Annotated in this window: 13 protein-coding genes; 5 read left to right on the top strand and 8 right to left on the bottom strand. The window is 62.9% G+C overall.

Annotation, left to right across the window (positions count from 1 at the left end):
- Positions 1 to 29 precede the first annotated feature (29 nt).
- From RE4_RS06190 to RE4_RS06175, 4 genes are all read right to left on the bottom strand, one after another.
- Positions 30 to 1,532 carry a DUF4153 domain-containing protein gene (locus RE4_RS06190; protein ID WP_169801334.1) on the bottom strand — a complete coding sequence of 501 codons (1,503 nt, stop codon included), beginning with the start codon at positions 1,530 to 1,532 and terminating at the stop codon, positions 30 to 32.
- A 108-nt stretch (positions 1,533 to 1,640) separates the two neighbouring features.
- On the bottom strand, positions 1,641 to 2,636 hold the full coding sequence (locus RE4_RS06185; RefSeq protein WP_020908707.1) for a HAMP domain-containing sensor histidine kinase: 996 nt from the start codon (positions 2,634 to 2,636) through the stop codon (positions 1,641 to 1,643).
- Positions 2,633 to 3,319 carry a response regulator transcription factor gene (locus RE4_RS06180; RefSeq protein WP_020908708.1) on the bottom strand — a complete coding sequence of 229 codons (687 nt, stop codon included), beginning with the start codon at positions 3,317 to 3,319 and terminating at the stop codon, positions 2,633 to 2,635. Before RE4_RS06180 ends, RE4_RS06185 begins: the two co-directional genes overlap by 4 nt.
- A 65-nt stretch (positions 3,320 to 3,384) precedes the next feature.
- Entirely contained in the window at positions 3,385 to 3,924 is a 540-nt protein-coding gene (locus RE4_RS06175) for an NlpC/P60 family protein (RefSeq protein WP_060938196.1), read from the bottom strand.
- A gap of 250 nt (positions 3,925 to 4,174) precedes the next feature.
- Here RE4_RS06175 and RE4_RS06170 point away from each other — a divergent pair, with 250 nt between their 5' ends.
- Positions 4,175 to 5,299, top strand: a complete 1,125-nt coding sequence (locus RE4_RS06170) for a serine hydrolase domain-containing protein (RefSeq protein WP_060938195.1) — start codon at positions 4,175 to 4,177, stop codon at positions 5,297 to 5,299.
- Positions 5,300 to 5,304: 5 nt separating this feature from the next.
- On the opposite strand, the gene RE4_RS06165 is transcribed toward RE4_RS06170, so the two are convergent.
- Complete coding sequence (locus RE4_RS06165; protein ID WP_081098307.1) at positions 5,305 to 6,528, bottom strand: erythromycin esterase family protein; 1,224 nt, start codon at positions 6,526 to 6,528, stop codon at positions 5,305 to 5,307.
- 107 nt (positions 6,529 to 6,635) lie between these two features.
- On the opposite strand from RE4_RS06165, the gene RE4_RS06160 reads away from it, so the two are divergent.
- Positions 6,636 to 7,358, top strand: coding sequence for a TioE family transcriptional regulator (locus RE4_RS06160; protein ID WP_060938194.1), 723 nt, complete (start codon positions 6,636 to 6,638; stop codon positions 7,356 to 7,358).
- Between the two features lie 4 nt (positions 7,359 to 7,362).
- Here the strand turns inward: RE4_RS06160 and RE4_RS06155 are convergent, their stop codons facing one another.
- On the bottom strand, positions 7,363 to 8,010 hold the full coding sequence (locus tag RE4_RS06155) for a TetR/AcrR family transcriptional regulator (protein ID WP_060938193.1): 648 nt from the start codon (positions 8,008 to 8,010) through the stop codon (positions 7,363 to 7,365).
- A 77-nt stretch (positions 8,011 to 8,087) separates the two neighbouring features.
- Between RE4_RS06155 and RE4_RS30605 the strand changes: the two genes are divergently transcribed.
- Positions 8,088 to 9,629, top strand: a complete 1,542-nt coding sequence (locus tag RE4_RS30605; protein WP_081098306.1) for an MFS transporter — start codon at positions 8,088 to 8,090, stop codon at positions 9,627 to 9,629.
- Here the strand turns inward: RE4_RS30605 and RE4_RS06135 are convergent.
- Complete coding sequence (locus RE4_RS06135) at positions 9,529 to 11,811, bottom strand: ATP-dependent DNA ligase (RefSeq protein ID WP_060938191.1); 2,283 nt, start codon at positions 11,809 to 11,811, stop codon at positions 9,529 to 9,531. The two genes, RE4_RS30605 and RE4_RS06135, sit on opposite strands and share 101 nt — an antisense overlap.
- Positions 11,812 to 11,942: 131 nt before the next feature.
- On the opposite strand from RE4_RS06135, the gene RE4_RS06130 reads away from it, so the two are divergent.
- Both RE4_RS06130 and RE4_RS06125 read left to right on the top strand, forming a co-directional pair.
- A complete protein-coding gene (locus RE4_RS06130; RefSeq protein WP_019744832.1) occupies positions 11,943 to 12,215 on the top strand; it encodes a WhiB family transcriptional regulator in 273 nt (90 codons plus the stop codon).
- A 65-nt stretch (positions 12,216 to 12,280) separates the two neighbouring features.
- Positions 12,281 to 13,186: an ABC transporter substrate-binding protein gene (locus RE4_RS06125; protein WP_060938190.1), complete on the top strand. Its 906-nt coding sequence runs from the start codon at positions 12,281 to 12,283 to the stop codon at positions 13,184 to 13,186.
- Between the two features lies 1 nt (position 13,187).
- Here the strand turns inward: RE4_RS06125 and RE4_RS06120 are convergent, their stop codons facing one another.
- On the bottom strand, positions 13,188 to 14,843 hold the full coding sequence (locus RE4_RS06120) for a substrate-binding domain-containing protein (RefSeq protein ID WP_060938189.1): 1,656 nt from the start codon (positions 14,841 to 14,843) through the stop codon (positions 13,188 to 13,190).
- Between the last annotated feature and the right edge of the window lie 119 nt (positions 14,844 to 14,962).

Below are 14,962 nucleotides of genomic sequence, written 5' to 3'. Positions count from 1 at the left end.
TGCCGTGCGGCTGCACAATCGCCCTGCGTCTATCCGACCGTGTACATCTGCAGGCACGGCCCCACCGGGCGAGCTTCCAGGATGTCGCGCGCCTTCTCACGCGCAGCGTTGAACTCCCAGGGCGCAGTGGTACCCGGCACTCCGAATCGATATCTGCTCAAGGCACATGAACGCTGCGGTTCCGGTAGACGATCCAAGGCAGGTACCGCGTCGACAGAGAGCCCGTGCAAGTAGGAAACGTCGATGCTCTTGCCGCCCTCGAACCGCTCCACGTTCTTTTGCGCGATGTACGCATCGGGGTTGAACACCGCGAAGGCCAGCAGCGCGACGGCCGAAGTGGCGAGAACAGCTGTGGGCAGCCACTTCCCGGACATCCGAATACCTGCGACGAGCAACAACACGAACACGAAGCCAAGAAGCAGCTCTGTCGCGAAGACGCTGACCCGGAGCACCGTGAAACCGTACTGATTCTCGTACAACCACATCCGGTGCACAGCGGACGCCACGATCACCAGGCTGAAGACACACAGGGCACCCAACAGTCCGCGGGCAAGACGCCTCGATCCAGCGTCGCGGCGGTCGATGTACCGCACTGCGACGGCGATGACGAGCAGCGTCAGCACGGTAACCGCCATGAGCTGCCAGAAACCCTCACGCGCGTAGTCCGCGTAGGTCAGTCCATCGGTCACCTGTACGTGCTCGTCTCCCCCGAACAGCGTCTTCGTCTGTACTGCAACAAAACCGAGGAACAGCACGTTGAGTACTCCGAGCGGGACCGCCCACTCCCACATCGGCAACGGCGTCGCCGGCGCAGGTGCAAACGCGTCCACCGTCGGCGTTCTGCGACGCAGGTACACCGCAACCAGCGTGCCGAACGCCATCACCACGCCGGCAAAGATCCGTGCCCCCGGGTTCGACACCGAGATGGCAGGAGCGAAGCCGCCGAAGATCTTCGCGAACTCCGGATCCGCACTCACGAACAAAGATCCGAAAATCAGCAGGAGAAGAATCGACACTGCGCTCACGACGACAACTCGCGCCGCCGGCACCCGCGGAGCGGAGCGGGTAGCAAGTTTTCGACGACGAACGAAGTTGACCGTACGGTGGGGTGCCCGCCAGGGAGCGAACATTCCCAGAAGTATTCCGGTCCACGTCCGCCCGCCGATCAGAGTCCACGTGAACAGAACCCACGCAGCTACGACGCAGAGGAACACCAACCACTCCGCACCGCGAACGGCGGCAACGCCCAGAAGTGCGAGCATCCCCATCGCGGCGGCCCACTGCGTCGTAGACATCCGCGGCGGCGTCAGAATCCCGAACACGATCACCACGCCGACACCGACGATCACGTACGCGATACTCACGAACCCTGGATCGAGCATCAGGGCCGCCAGCGCCCCAACGCCGCTCGCGCCGACGAGCATCGAGCGGGTGGCCATCGACGTGCGATCGGGACGCCAGAACCGGCTGGGTCGCTTGGGTTTTGCAACCGGTATCGGCGCTTTCGGCGGAATGATTATTGGAGCGCTCATGTGATCTCCCATGTTTCGGGTTCAAATTTCGGGTTCGGAACTACAGGCGAATGTCTGATGAAGGCATGCGCCATCGCGAGATCTCTCGATCTCGTTGGAAACTTTGATTCAGCTCTGCGGCAGCACTACTCGAATGCAGCAGCCAGACGGGGCATCGACGACGGCGATCCTGCCGTCATGTAATTCGACCGCCCACTTCGCGATCGCGAGGCCGAGCCCGGTACCCCCGTCGGTCGATCCGCCGCGGATGAAGCGGTCGAACACTCGCTCACGGGCTTGTGGCTCGATGCCGGGGCCGTCGTCGTGGACATCGAGCACCAACTCCCCTGCACTGCCGGTACGCACTCGGATGACAACTTTCGTGTCGACGTTCCCGTGCTGAACCGCGTTGTCCACCAGGTTGGTCACCACCTGATGGAGGCGATCCGGATCGGCTACCACGGACAATTTCGGAGGCTTGACGTCTATCTCGATGTCGCCCGCACTCACACTCGACAGCTCACGTAGGAACGGCTCGACCTCGAAACGGCGGCGCTTCAACGGCATGGCGCCACCCTCGAGTTTCGAGAGGTCGAGAAGGTCGGCCACCAGCGCTCCCAGTCGTTCCGTCTGCCGCAACGCCGATTTCATCATCGCCGGATCCGGTTCTTCGACACCGTCGACGACGTTTTCGAGCATGGCTTGCAAAGCGGTGATGGGCGTCCGTAATTCGTGGGAGACGTTGCCGATCAACTCGCGGCGGTACCGGTCGTCGGCCCCGAGGTCCTCGGCCATCCGATTGAACGCATGGGCGAGTTCGCCTACTTCGTCGCGGGAAGTCGCTCGTACCCGCCGCGAATAATCGCCGCGCGCCATCGCCTTCGCCGCGGCTGTCATCTCGCGAAGCGGTGACGTCATTCCGTGTGCGAGCACTTGTGTAACTCCGAGAGCGACAACCAACGCCGTCAGGAGAGCAAAACGAAATGGTTGTTGCGACGTCAGCCAGAAACCGCCCGCGGCGAACAACAGCGCTGCGACAACCAGGAGGCCGACCTTCACTTTGAACGATCGCATCGGGTCCAGCGGCCGCGGCCACCGTGCAAAGAGTCGGTCGACGCCGCTCATCGCGGCACGTCCCAGGCGTACCCGACGCCGTGAACGGTCCGGATCACGGAAGGTCCGAGCTTGCGTCGTAGAGCCTTGACGTGGCTGTCGACGGTCCGACTACCCGCTCCCTCACCCCAGCCCCAGATCTCCTCGAGCAGCGACTCCCGCGGGATCGCCGCTCGCGGCCGCTCCGCCAGGTAGGCGATGAGATCGAATTCGGTGCGAGTCAGGTGGACTTCCTGCGTATCACGACGCACTCGACGTTCGGTCAGGTCGATCACGACGTCGCCGAACTCGAGCAAGTCGGCCACCGGGCGAGCAGCGTGCTCCGCACGATCAGCGCGCCGAAGCAATGCCTGAACACGGGCGACGAGGACACGCATGCTGAACGGCTTGCTCAGATAATCGTCGGCCCCGACGCCGAGACCGATCAGCATGTCGGTTTCATCGGCACGAGCGGTCAACATCAGCACGGGCACCGGGCGCACGGCCTGGATGCGGCGGCAAACTTCGAGGCCGTCGAATCCCGGCATCATCACGTCGAGCACCACTAGGTCGGCATCCATCTGCTCGCAGCGGGTCACAGCGCTGGGGCCGTCAAATGCCAACTCGACGTCGTAGCCCTCGGCACGCAGCCTCGCTGCGATGGACTCGCAGATACTGACCTCGTCGTCGACCACGAGCACTCTTCGCTGACTCATGGAACTGACTGTATTCGGCCCTCGTGGATGAACCTGGGAGGACTTGTGAAGGTTCTGTGCAGGTTCTAGAACCTGCGGATGTTGTTGATCGGCAGATCCGCCAGCGGCGTCAGTCCGGTCGGAACACCAACTCCGTAGGCGTTGAACACCATTCCGAATCCGGCGTAGATGCCGACGTGCGTCGCACCGGGGTAGAAGGTGATGACGTCGCCGGGCGCGAGGGCCCACCGAGGAACCGGCTGTCCGACGTTGGCCTGCTGTTGGCTGGTCCGTGGCAAATTCACTCCGGCCTGCCGAAACGCCCATTGCACCAGCCCGGAGCAGTCCCACGAGTTCGGCCCGACTCCGCCCCATTGGTAGGGCTTTCCGGTCTGAGTGCTCGCTGCTGCCAGCGCGATCAGGCCTGCCGGACTCGGAATGGGGAGGGCGGCTGATCCGCTGCTGATGCTTCCTGCGCTTCCCAGGCTGCCGGAGCTCCCGCTACTGCCACCGCTACCGCTACCGAGGCTTCCCGGGTCGGCCGAGGCGGGGGCAGCGGAGAGCAACAGGACGCTTCCGGTCAGCAGAGCAGCGACCGTTCCCGTGCGGAGTGTCGACTTCTTCATGCATCCGTCCTTCGTGGGAGTCGTTTCGGCGCGCGGCAGCGCACCTCGATAGCCGTGAACTGGTAAGACACGTGAAAACAAACACTTCGTTCGGATGTTAACGGCGTAGACGTGGTGTTCGGACAGGAATCATTGATCCCATTTGTCGGTTTTCGACAAACAGGCCTTACGTCCCGGCCTGGCAAAGATCAGGGAATGATCGGGGATTTCCTGGATCCGTCGGAGCCAGCGGATCCCTAGATTCGAAATCATGCACTCATACCTCCTTGTCGCCGCGGTCATCATCGGAGCCACCACGGCGCTGATCGGTTGCTCGACGCTCCAGCGCGCAGTGGAGATTCAATCGGATCTCGACGGACTCACCAGGTCGGGTGTCGTCGGGTCGATCGCAACACTCGACGACGGCACCACGACGGCTGTCATGACCAGCGGCGTACCCAATCGGACCAACGGCGATTCGATCGGCAAGAATGATCGGGTCCGGATCGGAAGTGTGACAAAGACATTCACCGCTTCACTCGTCCTGCAGTTGGTGGCCGAAGGCAAGGTCGACCTCGACGCACCGATCGAGCAGTACCTCCCGGGCCTACTGCACGGCAGTGACATGGACGGCAGTGGCACAGATGGCAGTGGCACAGATGGCAGCGCAATCACCGTGCGGCAACTGCTGCAACATCGCAGCGGCCTACCCGAGTTCGCCGGAGAACCCGGCGCCGACGAATGGATTGCCGCAAACGAGGACCGAACGCTGACGCCGTCCGCCGCGGTCGCCATCGCCCTCGGCAAACCGGCGCAATTCGTCCCCGGAACGTCGTTCGTCTACACCAACACCAACTACATCGTTCTCGGAATGCTCGTCGAATCGGTGACCGGCCGCAGCTACGCCGACGAACTTCAGTCTCGGATACTCGACCCGCTGGACCTGGAAGACACGTACCTCCCGGCGGCCGGTGAGCGCGACATCAGGGGCGATCACCTGACGGGCTATCAGGATCTCGATGGTGGCCTGACCGACGTTTCCCGCACGGAACCGTCGATCCCCTGGTCTGCCGGAGCGATGGTCTCGACGGGCACAGACCTGAACGCCTTCTGGCGTGCGCTACTCGACGGGCAGGTGGTGCCGGCCGAGCAGCTTGCCGAGATGACCACCCCTCAGGTCGGCGCCACCGAAGCCGAGGGGCTCGGGTACGGGATGGGCGTCGGCGCCACCGAACTTCCCTGCGGCGTCACCTATACCGGCCACAGTGGCGGGATCTACGGGTACTACACGCTGTCCGGTGCGACGCCGGATCGTGCGTTCACCGTGACGCTGACGTCGACGCCGAAGGACCAGCCGGACACCGTCGCGATACTCTCGCACGCGCTCTGCCCCTGACGCTGTTACCAGTACTGATGACGCTGCCCGTCAGTATCCGCGACGAAGATGACCGCGTCGGCGCCGTCCAACTCCGAAGGTTTCAGCGGCAGATGCCCTGGCAGGATCGCTTCTCCCGCGGTGATCGACGGGCCGAGCGCGGCTCGCAGGGCCGGAGTCGAGAACAGGGCACGCCGACCGGTCGCATCGGCCAACGCTCCCTGAAGCGTGCCCGGATCACTGTCGGGGTTGGCGTCGGTTGCCAAAAATACGTAACGCTCCCCGAGGAGAAGTCCGACAAGTGAGCCGGCGCTCCCCCAACTGACCACGTTGCCGTTGACCGGCATGTCGGACGGCATTCGCAAGAGATGGGCATTGTGTGCGAACAGCAGGCTCGGCCCGCGTCGCTGCTCCTGGGCGATGACCGCCAGCAGGTTCTCGGCCATCATCTCGGCACGCAGACTGAGCAGTGTTCCAATGCGATCAGGAGCGGAACTCGCCATCGCGGAGTGATACCGCAAGAGCCCCAGAGCGGTGCGTGAATGTGCAAGGGCCAGGTCGTACCCGGCAGGGTCGGCGGGTCGCAGCACTGGTGCGGCGCGCCGAAGGACGCTGCCGAGGTCGTCCGCAATGATGCGCAGGGCGCGAGCATGATCGGAGTTGCCGACGGACGCAGCCGGATCGAACATCGCCGCCGGGTTGGTCCAGTCGGCGTCCTGCCCCAGGAAGAGGTCGGCGTCGTCGAGAGATTGTGGCCGCAACGCGGCGGGCAGGAAGTCACCTGCCGCAGACAGTGCGCGGCGCGGGCTCGGTGCACCGGAGTACTCCACCGGAGCGTCGAAGCCGTAGAAGCGAACTCGGTCAGCCGGAGCGCGGCCGTCGTTGTACTCGCGTAGCCATTCGACGAGTTCGCGGTTTCCCGGTACCGCACCGAATCCGTGGCTGAAGCCTGTGGCGAGCACCTTCTCGATGTCCGCCTCTCCCCCGTTCACGTACTCGTCGACAAGCAATGCCGCAAAGACATCTGTTTCGAGCACGATCGACCGATATCCTCGTTCGACCAATTGGCCGAGAAGTTCGTTGCGCAGCAACGGAAAAGCCTTGATCCCATGAGTCGGCTCGCCGAGAGCGAGCAGAGCCGGCACCTCGGTTCGTGCTGCGAGCACTTCGTCGACGGCACGACCAAGACTTGCCGCGTCTTCGAGTTGGCGGCCGAACTCACTCAGCGCTGGGGCAGTGGACATGATCATCCCTTTCGAAGGTGGACTGTCTTCGACAGTATCGTTGAAGATTCGAGTGAAACTTTTACAACAATTACCTGGGGTATACCGTGAAAAGCCTCAATCGGAGGTGATCAGTGCGGCCCATCGACCTTGCCCGTGAACACGGGTTGTCCGCACAGGCGATCCGCAATTACGACGACGCCGGCGTCCTTCCTCCGGCCGAGCGCAGCAACTCCGGCTACCGGCGATACACCCCAGTGCACGCGCAGGCCCTGCGCACTTTCCTCGCATTGCGCGGCGGTCACGGGCACCAGCGGGCCACGGAAATCATGCGTGCGACCAACCAGGGCGACACCGAGTCCGCCTACCGCCTGATCGACAGTGCACACGTGACACTGCTCGCCGAGCGAGGAACTCGCACCGAGGTAGCCGCAACGCTGGGGACTCTGTCCACCATGGCACCGGCGCTGGTCCACGGTCCAGCGCTGACAGTGGGTGAGCTCGCGCGCCGTCTCGGCGTTCACCCGGCGACACTGCGCACGTGGGAAGAGCACGGCATCCTGCACCCCGAGCGCGAACGAGCAACGGGTTATCGCGAATACGGTCCGGAGTGTGTGCGCGACGCCGAGATCGCGCGGCAGCTGCGGCGCGGCGGCTACCGACTGCCGCAAGTCGCCCAGTTTCTCGATTCGCTGCGCGAGGCCGGCGGAGCGGACTCATTGGCAGCGTTCCTCGAATCCTGGCAAGACCGGCTGGCCACACGCAGTCGCAACCTTCTCGCCGGCGCGGCTCAGCTCGATGCCTATCTCACGATGCTGGATCAGACCTCGCCTGGTTGCCGATCAGCAAACGGTTGAGGCGTCAGTTCACAAGCCGCGCAAGGCTCCTCACCATCTCACCGACGGTGTCGGTCGACGGCCACGGGAATTCCGGGAGATCGGCCCGCAACATCACCTGTCCGTGCAGCGAAGTCCAGATCGATACCGCATCGACAAAAGTGTCTGTGCTGGCCGACCTCCCAGCGGCGACGCACGCGTCAAGGTTGGTCACCAGCGTGTTGAAGGCGGCCAGTCCTCGCGTATCCGATTGTGGTGACCGACCTTTCGGCCTGGACCACCCGAACAAGACCCGATACCGAGCGGGCTCGGAAATGCCGAACTCGACGTATGCCGAGCACCCGGCATACAGACCCTCGACCGGGTCGGGGTGTGCGGAAACGGCGTCGGCCACGGCGAGATGCAACTGCTCCAGCGATTCGGAGACCACCGCTTCGACAATGGCATCGCGATCGGAAAAGTGTCCGTAGATAGATGGTGCGGATATCCCGACTTCGCGAGCGACCGATCGGAGCGTCACCGCCTGATCCGATCCGGTGCGGGCGATGAGCGTCGCCGCTGCGGCGACGATCTCTCCGCGGAGCCGTGCGCCGCTTCCTCTCGGATTTCGGGCGCGAGTACTCCGAGAACCACTCGTCCCAGTTTCATCGGCATCTTCGGAAACATCACTCACCCGACAAACTTTACACATGTAAGGCGAGGGGGTACGTTCTCATCACTAAACATTCGTAAGGTTACATTCGTAAGGACATGATGAATTCCCTCGAACCCACTGACCGGCGACGATGGGCAGCACTGGGCGCCCTCTGCACATCCCTCGTCGTAGTCACGATCGACAACACCATCCTCAACACCGCTATCCCGACCCTTGCCCGCGAACTGCGGGCGACCACCGTCGACCTGCAATGGATCACCAACGCATACACATTGGCGTTCGCCGCCTTGCTCATCACGGCAGGTGGACTCGGCGCGAGATTCGGTCACCGTCGGATACTTCTGACCGGCCTCACCTTGTTCGCCCTCGGGTCAGCCTTCGCTGCCCTCTCTCACACGTCGTTGCAGCTGATCGGCTGGAGAACAGTGATGGGGGCAGCCGCCGCACTGGTCATGCCGGCGACGCTGTCACTTGTCGTCTCGATGTTCGCCCCGCACGAGAGAGGCCGGGCGATAGGAATCTGGTCTGCAACCGCCGGACTGGGAATCGCGATCGGCCCCGTGGCCGGTGGCGTACTTCTCGAACATTTCAGTTGGGGAAGCGTCTTCTGGATAAACGTCCCACTGGTCGCCGTTGTGATAGCCGCGACGGTTTCTCTTGTGCCCTCAGCAGGAGGAATGGTCAAGGGTTCCTTCGACATCCCCGGACTCCTGTTGTCCGCCGGCGGACTGGCTTTGATCGTGGATGCCCTCACCCAAGCAAGCCTTCGCGGATGGTCGTCGCCCATCACGGTGCTGGAGATCGTCAGCGCAACAGCACTTCTCGCCGGGTTCGTCTGGTGGGAGCTGCGGGCCCCGGCGCCGATGACAGACGTGCGCATCTTCACCAGCCGAGTGTTCAGCATCTCCAATGCCATCTTGGCCGCAACGTTCTTCGCCTTGTTCGGTGTTCTCTTCACGTACACGCAATACCTCCAATTCGTTCGCGGTTACGGTCCATTGGTTGCCGGCGTCGGTGCAGTTCCGTTTGCACTGGTGATGGCGGCTGTCGCCTCCAGCAGCGATCGTGTGGTGGGCCGACTCGGGGTGCGCAGTTCGATCGCGGGCGGCCTCGCGGTCATGTCCGTGGGACTGTTGGTCGTGTCGATCGCCGCGGGTAGGTACGCACCGTTCGTGGTCCTGGCTGCGATCATGGCACTGGTTGGCGCCGGGATGGGGCTGGTCATGGCTCCGGCAACAACTGCGTCGATGTCGTCGGTTGCGCCCCAGCAGGCTGCGATGGCAAGTTCGATCAACAGTGTCGTACGGGAATTGGGTGGAGTTCTGGGCGTCGCCGTCGTCGGGACAGTCGTAGCAACGGTTTTCCGGTCCCGCTTCGAACCCGGAGTCGGCACTTCCACAGTCGATCTGGCGCAGATCCACGCCGACGCTCCCCCGGTGAGCACTGTGGCCGAAGCAGCGAATCAGGCTTACACTTCGGCGATGTGCATGGGAATCCAGATCTGTGCCGCAGCAGCGTTCCTCGGTGCGTTAGCCGTTATTGCCTTGTTTCCCGCACCACGTCGCCCGGCTTCTTGTCCTCCCGCAGACCCCGCCAACTCGGATGGCGAAGGCGTCCGGTCGCCGTCCAATCCATGAACCGCGCCTCACCGACGAGTTCAGGCCTCACCCACACCGCACCCTTGCGGTCGTCTGCTGGAAGTTCCTCCTCGAACGGACTTTCCTTCTGACGCAACGGTTCCAGCACCGCAAGCAGTGACTCCAAATCACGATCACTGAAGCCTGTACCGACGCGCCCCACGTAGGTCAATCCATCCTCACCCGGAATTCCCATGAGCAGCGCCCCGATCCCCTGCGCTCGATTGCCCTGCCCGGTGCGCCACCCACCGATCACCACCTCTTGGCTGCGCCAGTTCTTCACCTTGATCCAACTCGACCCCCGCCGCCCTGGAAGGTAGACCGATGCACGACGTTTGGCGACAATCCCTTCCCACCCGGCATCGGTACTCACCTCCAAGGCGTTCTCCGCCGTGCCCTCGATCTGCGGTGGTACCTCGAGCTCACCGACCTTGCCCGCCAACGCATTCAACACGGTGCGGCGATCCGAATAGGACTTCCGCAGCAAAGACACTCCGTCGAGGTACAGAAGATCGAAGGCCAGGAACACCGGTTCCCCACCTCGCTGGAGGAGGCCGAAATCTGTAACTCCCGCGTCGTTGTACGCCACCACCTCACCGTCGAGAACCACGTCATGACCGTCCAGCACCTCGGCCAAACCGGCAAGGGCTGGATAGTCCCGGGTCTTGTCGTTACCCGCGCGACTGCGAAGCGACATTGTGCCCGAATGATATTCGAGAATCACTCGAATCCCGTCCCACTTTCCTTCGAAGGCCCACTCCTGCGGGTCGAGACCTTCGAGCGTTCCAGCGGTGGCAAGCATCGGCTCGAGATTCTTGGGAAACTCCGTTCCGAAACTCGCGTTCTGATCCTTCATCAGATGCATCAACCACTGATCACCCTTTGTCCGGATCAGCGCGAAGCGTCCCTGCACCCGCTCCCCACTCAAGCGCACGATCACCTCGTCTTCACGCCACTTCTCGGTCTCGTATGTCCCGGAATCCCAGATCGTCATCGAACCGCCGCCGTACTCCCCCTTCGGAATCGTGCCCGAGAACGTGGCGTATTCGAGCGGATGATCCTCGGTGTGCACGGCCAACCGATTTTCTCCGGCACTGGTCGGCACACCCTTCGGGACTGCCCAGGACACGAGCACACCATCCCGCTCGAGACGAACGTCGTAATGCAATCGTCTGGCGTGATGTTCTTGAATCACAAAGGTATTGCCCGCTGTCTCCTTGTCCACTGCAGCAGGGATCGGCTCCGGAGTCCGGTCGGCCGACCTCTTGTTGCGGTAGTGCGTCAACGTATCGGCTACAGCCGCCGAGACCGGCGGATCCAGATCGCCCAGCAGATCACCGTCGGATTCGACGCGCTCCAGAACCTCGTCGAACAGCAGGTGGCGCAGTTTCGGATCGTCGAGTTCGTCCCAACTGCGCGGCGCGGCAACATAGGGTTGATCGCGACCGCGCATCGAATACGGCGCAATGGTGGTCTTGGCTGCGTTGTTCTGACTCCAGTCAACGAAGATCTTGCCTGCCCGGACATTTCGCGCCATCGTCGCGGTGACGAGATCCGGGTGAAGCTTCTCGAGCCCGGTGGCGATCTGCTTGGCGACAGTCGACGCACCACTGCCGTCCAAGGCTCGATCCAGTGGAACGTAGAGGTGGATTCCCTTGCTACCACTGGTTACCGGATAGGCCGTCCACCCCAGAGTTGCGACCAGATCTCGAATCGACCTCGCCACCTCGGCGCACTCGGCCAATCCGACGCCTTCGCCCGGGTCGAGATCGAATACCAGTCGTGTCGCCGGACCACGCTCGGAACCGTCGAATCGCCATTGGGGAACGTGTAATTCGAGTGCCGCCTGTTGCCCCAGCCACGCCAGGGATGCAACGGAATCGAAAATCGGGTAAGTGACGACGCGATCAGAATGTTGCAGCGACGCACGCGTGAGCCACTGCGGGGCAGACGACGCCAGGTTCTTCTCGAAGAAGGACTGACCGTCCACACCGTTGGGCCAACGCTTACGAGTACCAGGTCTACCGACGACATGCGGAAGCATGACTGCGGCGATACGGGTGTAGTAGTCGATGACTTCGGCCTTCGTGGTGCCGCTCTCGGGGTAGAGAATCTTGCCCAGATTGGTCACGGACACGGTTGTGCCGTCGAGAGTGATCTGACCCCGATCCGTCGTTGCCATTTCCTCATTGTGCTGGATAGCGCTGTGTCTGGATAGCGCTGCGTCTGGCAGTAGAAATCTGATGGATCGGAAACCTGCCGCTGTGCCAGGCCACGGGCAAGACTGGATTCTCGATGGGAGAGGAGACCACGATGACAGTTCGCAGTTCCGTGGAGCCGTTGGTGGACAACAACTGGCGGATGTTCGCCACCTGTAAAACAGTGGACCCGGCGGTGTTCTATTCGCCGGGTGAAGAGCGTGGACGCAATCGGGCTGCACGGGAGAGTTCCGCGAAGCAGGTGTGCTTCCGCTGCCCGGTCATTCGGGACTGCCTGACCTTTGCACTCGAGACCGCTGAACCGCACGGAGTCTGGGGTGGGACGACACCGTCGGAGCGCCTTGCACTGCGACGCTCAGCTGCGTGAACTCCGCTCACACGAGACCCCCGTCACGTCCAGACCGGACAAACAGGCAAGATGGCCTAGTGCCTATGACACGACGCGCAGTTGCCGTGACCGCGATCTTCGCTTCCTCGATCTTGTTGGGCTCGTGTTCGTCGCAGCCGGAGGCACCTGCGGCAGCAGACACCACCACCACGGTTCCCGAGGCGTTCACCAAACTTCCCTCGACCACCGCAGTGGACAAGTGCGGACCCCAGAGCGGGACCACCCTCGAAGACGGTGTCCTGACCATCGCCACTGACTCACCGGCGTACGCGCCGTGGTTCGTCGACAACGATCCGTCGAACGGCAAAGGCCTCGAGGGTGCGGTGGCCCGGGCGGTCGTCGACAAGCTCGGGTACAACACCGACCAGGTTCGCTTCACCACTGTCGCCTTCAACGACGCATTGAAACCAGGCCCCAAGGATTTCGACTTCGACGTCAATCAGTTCACGATTTCCGGGGATCGCCGCGCGAACGTCGACTTCAGCTCGCCGTATTACGCAGTGGCGCAGTCGGTGATCGCCTCACGCGGAAGCAATGCCGCCGGTGCAAAGAATCTTGCGGATCTGGCCGGCTACCGTTTGGGCGCTCAGACCGGTTCCACCAGCCTCGCGGCGATCACCGACACGATTGTTCCGACCACTGCGCCACGCGAGTTCGCGACCACGGACGACGCGAAAGCTGCGCTGGCCGCGGGCGAGATCGACGCATTGGTCGTCGACATCCCGACCGGATTTCACATCACCGAGAACGAACTGCCCGGGTCGGTCATCGTGGGTCAGTTTCCGCGGCCCAACGCAGTCACCGAATTCTTCGGTTTGGTGCTCGAGAAGAACAGTCCGCTGACCGAGTGCGTCTCCGCGGCCGTCGATGCGCTCTACGCCGACGGAACCCTCGAGAAGCTCGCAACCGAATGGATCACCGACAGCGCCGACGCACCCGTTCTCGAGTAGTTCAGCCGGCGCGCCCACTGATCGCGCCGACGAAGACCTTCGGGATGTCTGCCGGTGTCGGAGCGAAGTGACTGTTACCGCCGGTGAGAGTCGAAATCTGCTCGAGCACATCGGTATCGGCATCATCGGTGACACCGATGGTGATGATCGGTACCGGCCGCGTCGGGTCCTGCTCGCGAGTCAGGGTGTCGAGAAGTTCCTGCAGGGCGATACCCGACGGATCGTCGTTGGCACCGTCGGTAAGCAGAATCACCGAATTGATCGAGGCCGGATCGTAGGACTGTTGCATGGACCGATACGCGGCGAGAACGCTGTCGTACAAACCTGTTCCGCCGCCGACGATCGAAGAGAGGTTGTCGATCCGAGACAGCAGTTTGCTCCGATGATCCGTGCCACCTTCAGTTGCATCCATACGGGCGACAGGTTCGAGTTCGCGGTAGTCCGTCCCGTCACCGAGGTCTACGGAGAACGCCCAGAGACCCAATTGTGCGTTGGCAGGAAACATTCGGATCGCGATGTCACCGGCCTGCGCCGTCGCGGCCATTCGAGTGACCCCGTCCTGCATGTAGTCCATGGACCCCGAGACGTCGACAACTGCCAGCGCGCGGGAAGGCCTGGACAGAATCTCGTACCGCGCAAGCGCTTTGGTGACCACAGACGGATCGGACGGCACCAGCGAGCCAACCTGTCCCACTCCACCGGCGACCGGTGGGGCCTGATCCGCGCCGCGGAACCCGAGGCCGGCAAGTACGGAACGCCCGGTGTCCGATGCCAGCGCTGCCGCCAGCAGTTTGCCGGCGTCGTCCGCCGCCGACGAGTCTGCACCCACACTTGCCATCGGGTAGTCCATGAAGACCGAACCGGACGACGGTACCGACGCGGTGAGTCGACTGTCCGCATGTGCGGCGAGATAAGCCTCGAAGGTCTGCTCGGTAGTCACCGCGGTTCCACCGGACGCGTCCACGGTTTGGATGCGCCCGGTCGAACCGGTTTCCTTCAGATTTCCGTACTGCGCTTGTGCCACCGGGACCAGGGCTGCCGAGATGGATGTGAGGTCCCCGCCCCGCGACTGGGTCTCGGCAAAGGCCGCCACGATCGGCGCGCTGGAGACGGCACTGGTCAGGGGATCGCCGATGTGCAGCGATGGAGCGCCGAGGACATCCGTCCATGCGCCGGGTGCCTCGGCATCCGGCGCCGAGACGGCGACAACCGGGGTGGAGGCGACCGAGTTACTGATCCGGCGAATCTCCTGCCCGCTCGCCGAAACCTTGTCCAGCCATTCGCTCGAATCAGGGATCCACAGTGCGGGCGCCGTACCGTCGGCGATCGCCGCGACGGTGAGCACGGGATCTTGCGGCGTCACGCTGAGCGAGCTGCATCCGAGATCCGCGGCGGGGATGGCAGCGGCGACAGCTTCGAGTCCCGAGGCGATCGACGGATCGGCCGCCACGGTCACGGTTTCCGGGTTGTCACAGTTGGTTGCCGTCGCAGCTGCAGCGGCGCCCTCACCGAGTTCTCCCTTGTCGCTGACGCTTTTGAACGTCACGGCAAATGCTGCGGTTCCACCGACTGCAACTACCGCCAAGAGTCCGATCAGAACCTGCACGGATCGAGGCATGGACGCAGGTGGTGCGCCGTACCCATGACGAGACGACATTGATCGAATCCTTTCCGGCGGGACCCGCATCAATAACCAACTGATGCCCGGTTTATCCCGCCGAAAAGAATCCTAACTCATGTTAGCGGTGAAGTAGCTCTATGTGGAAATCTCTACAA

The organism is Rhodococcus erythropolis NBRC 15567, from assembly GCF_001552595.1.
Taxonomy (GTDB): Bacteria; Actinomycetota; Actinomycetes; order Mycobacteriales; family Mycobacteriaceae; genus Rhodococcus_F; species Rhodococcus_F erythropolis.
The sequence above is the reverse complement of the archived record's forward strand: the minus strand, read 5'-3'. Positions and strand labels throughout refer to the sequence as shown.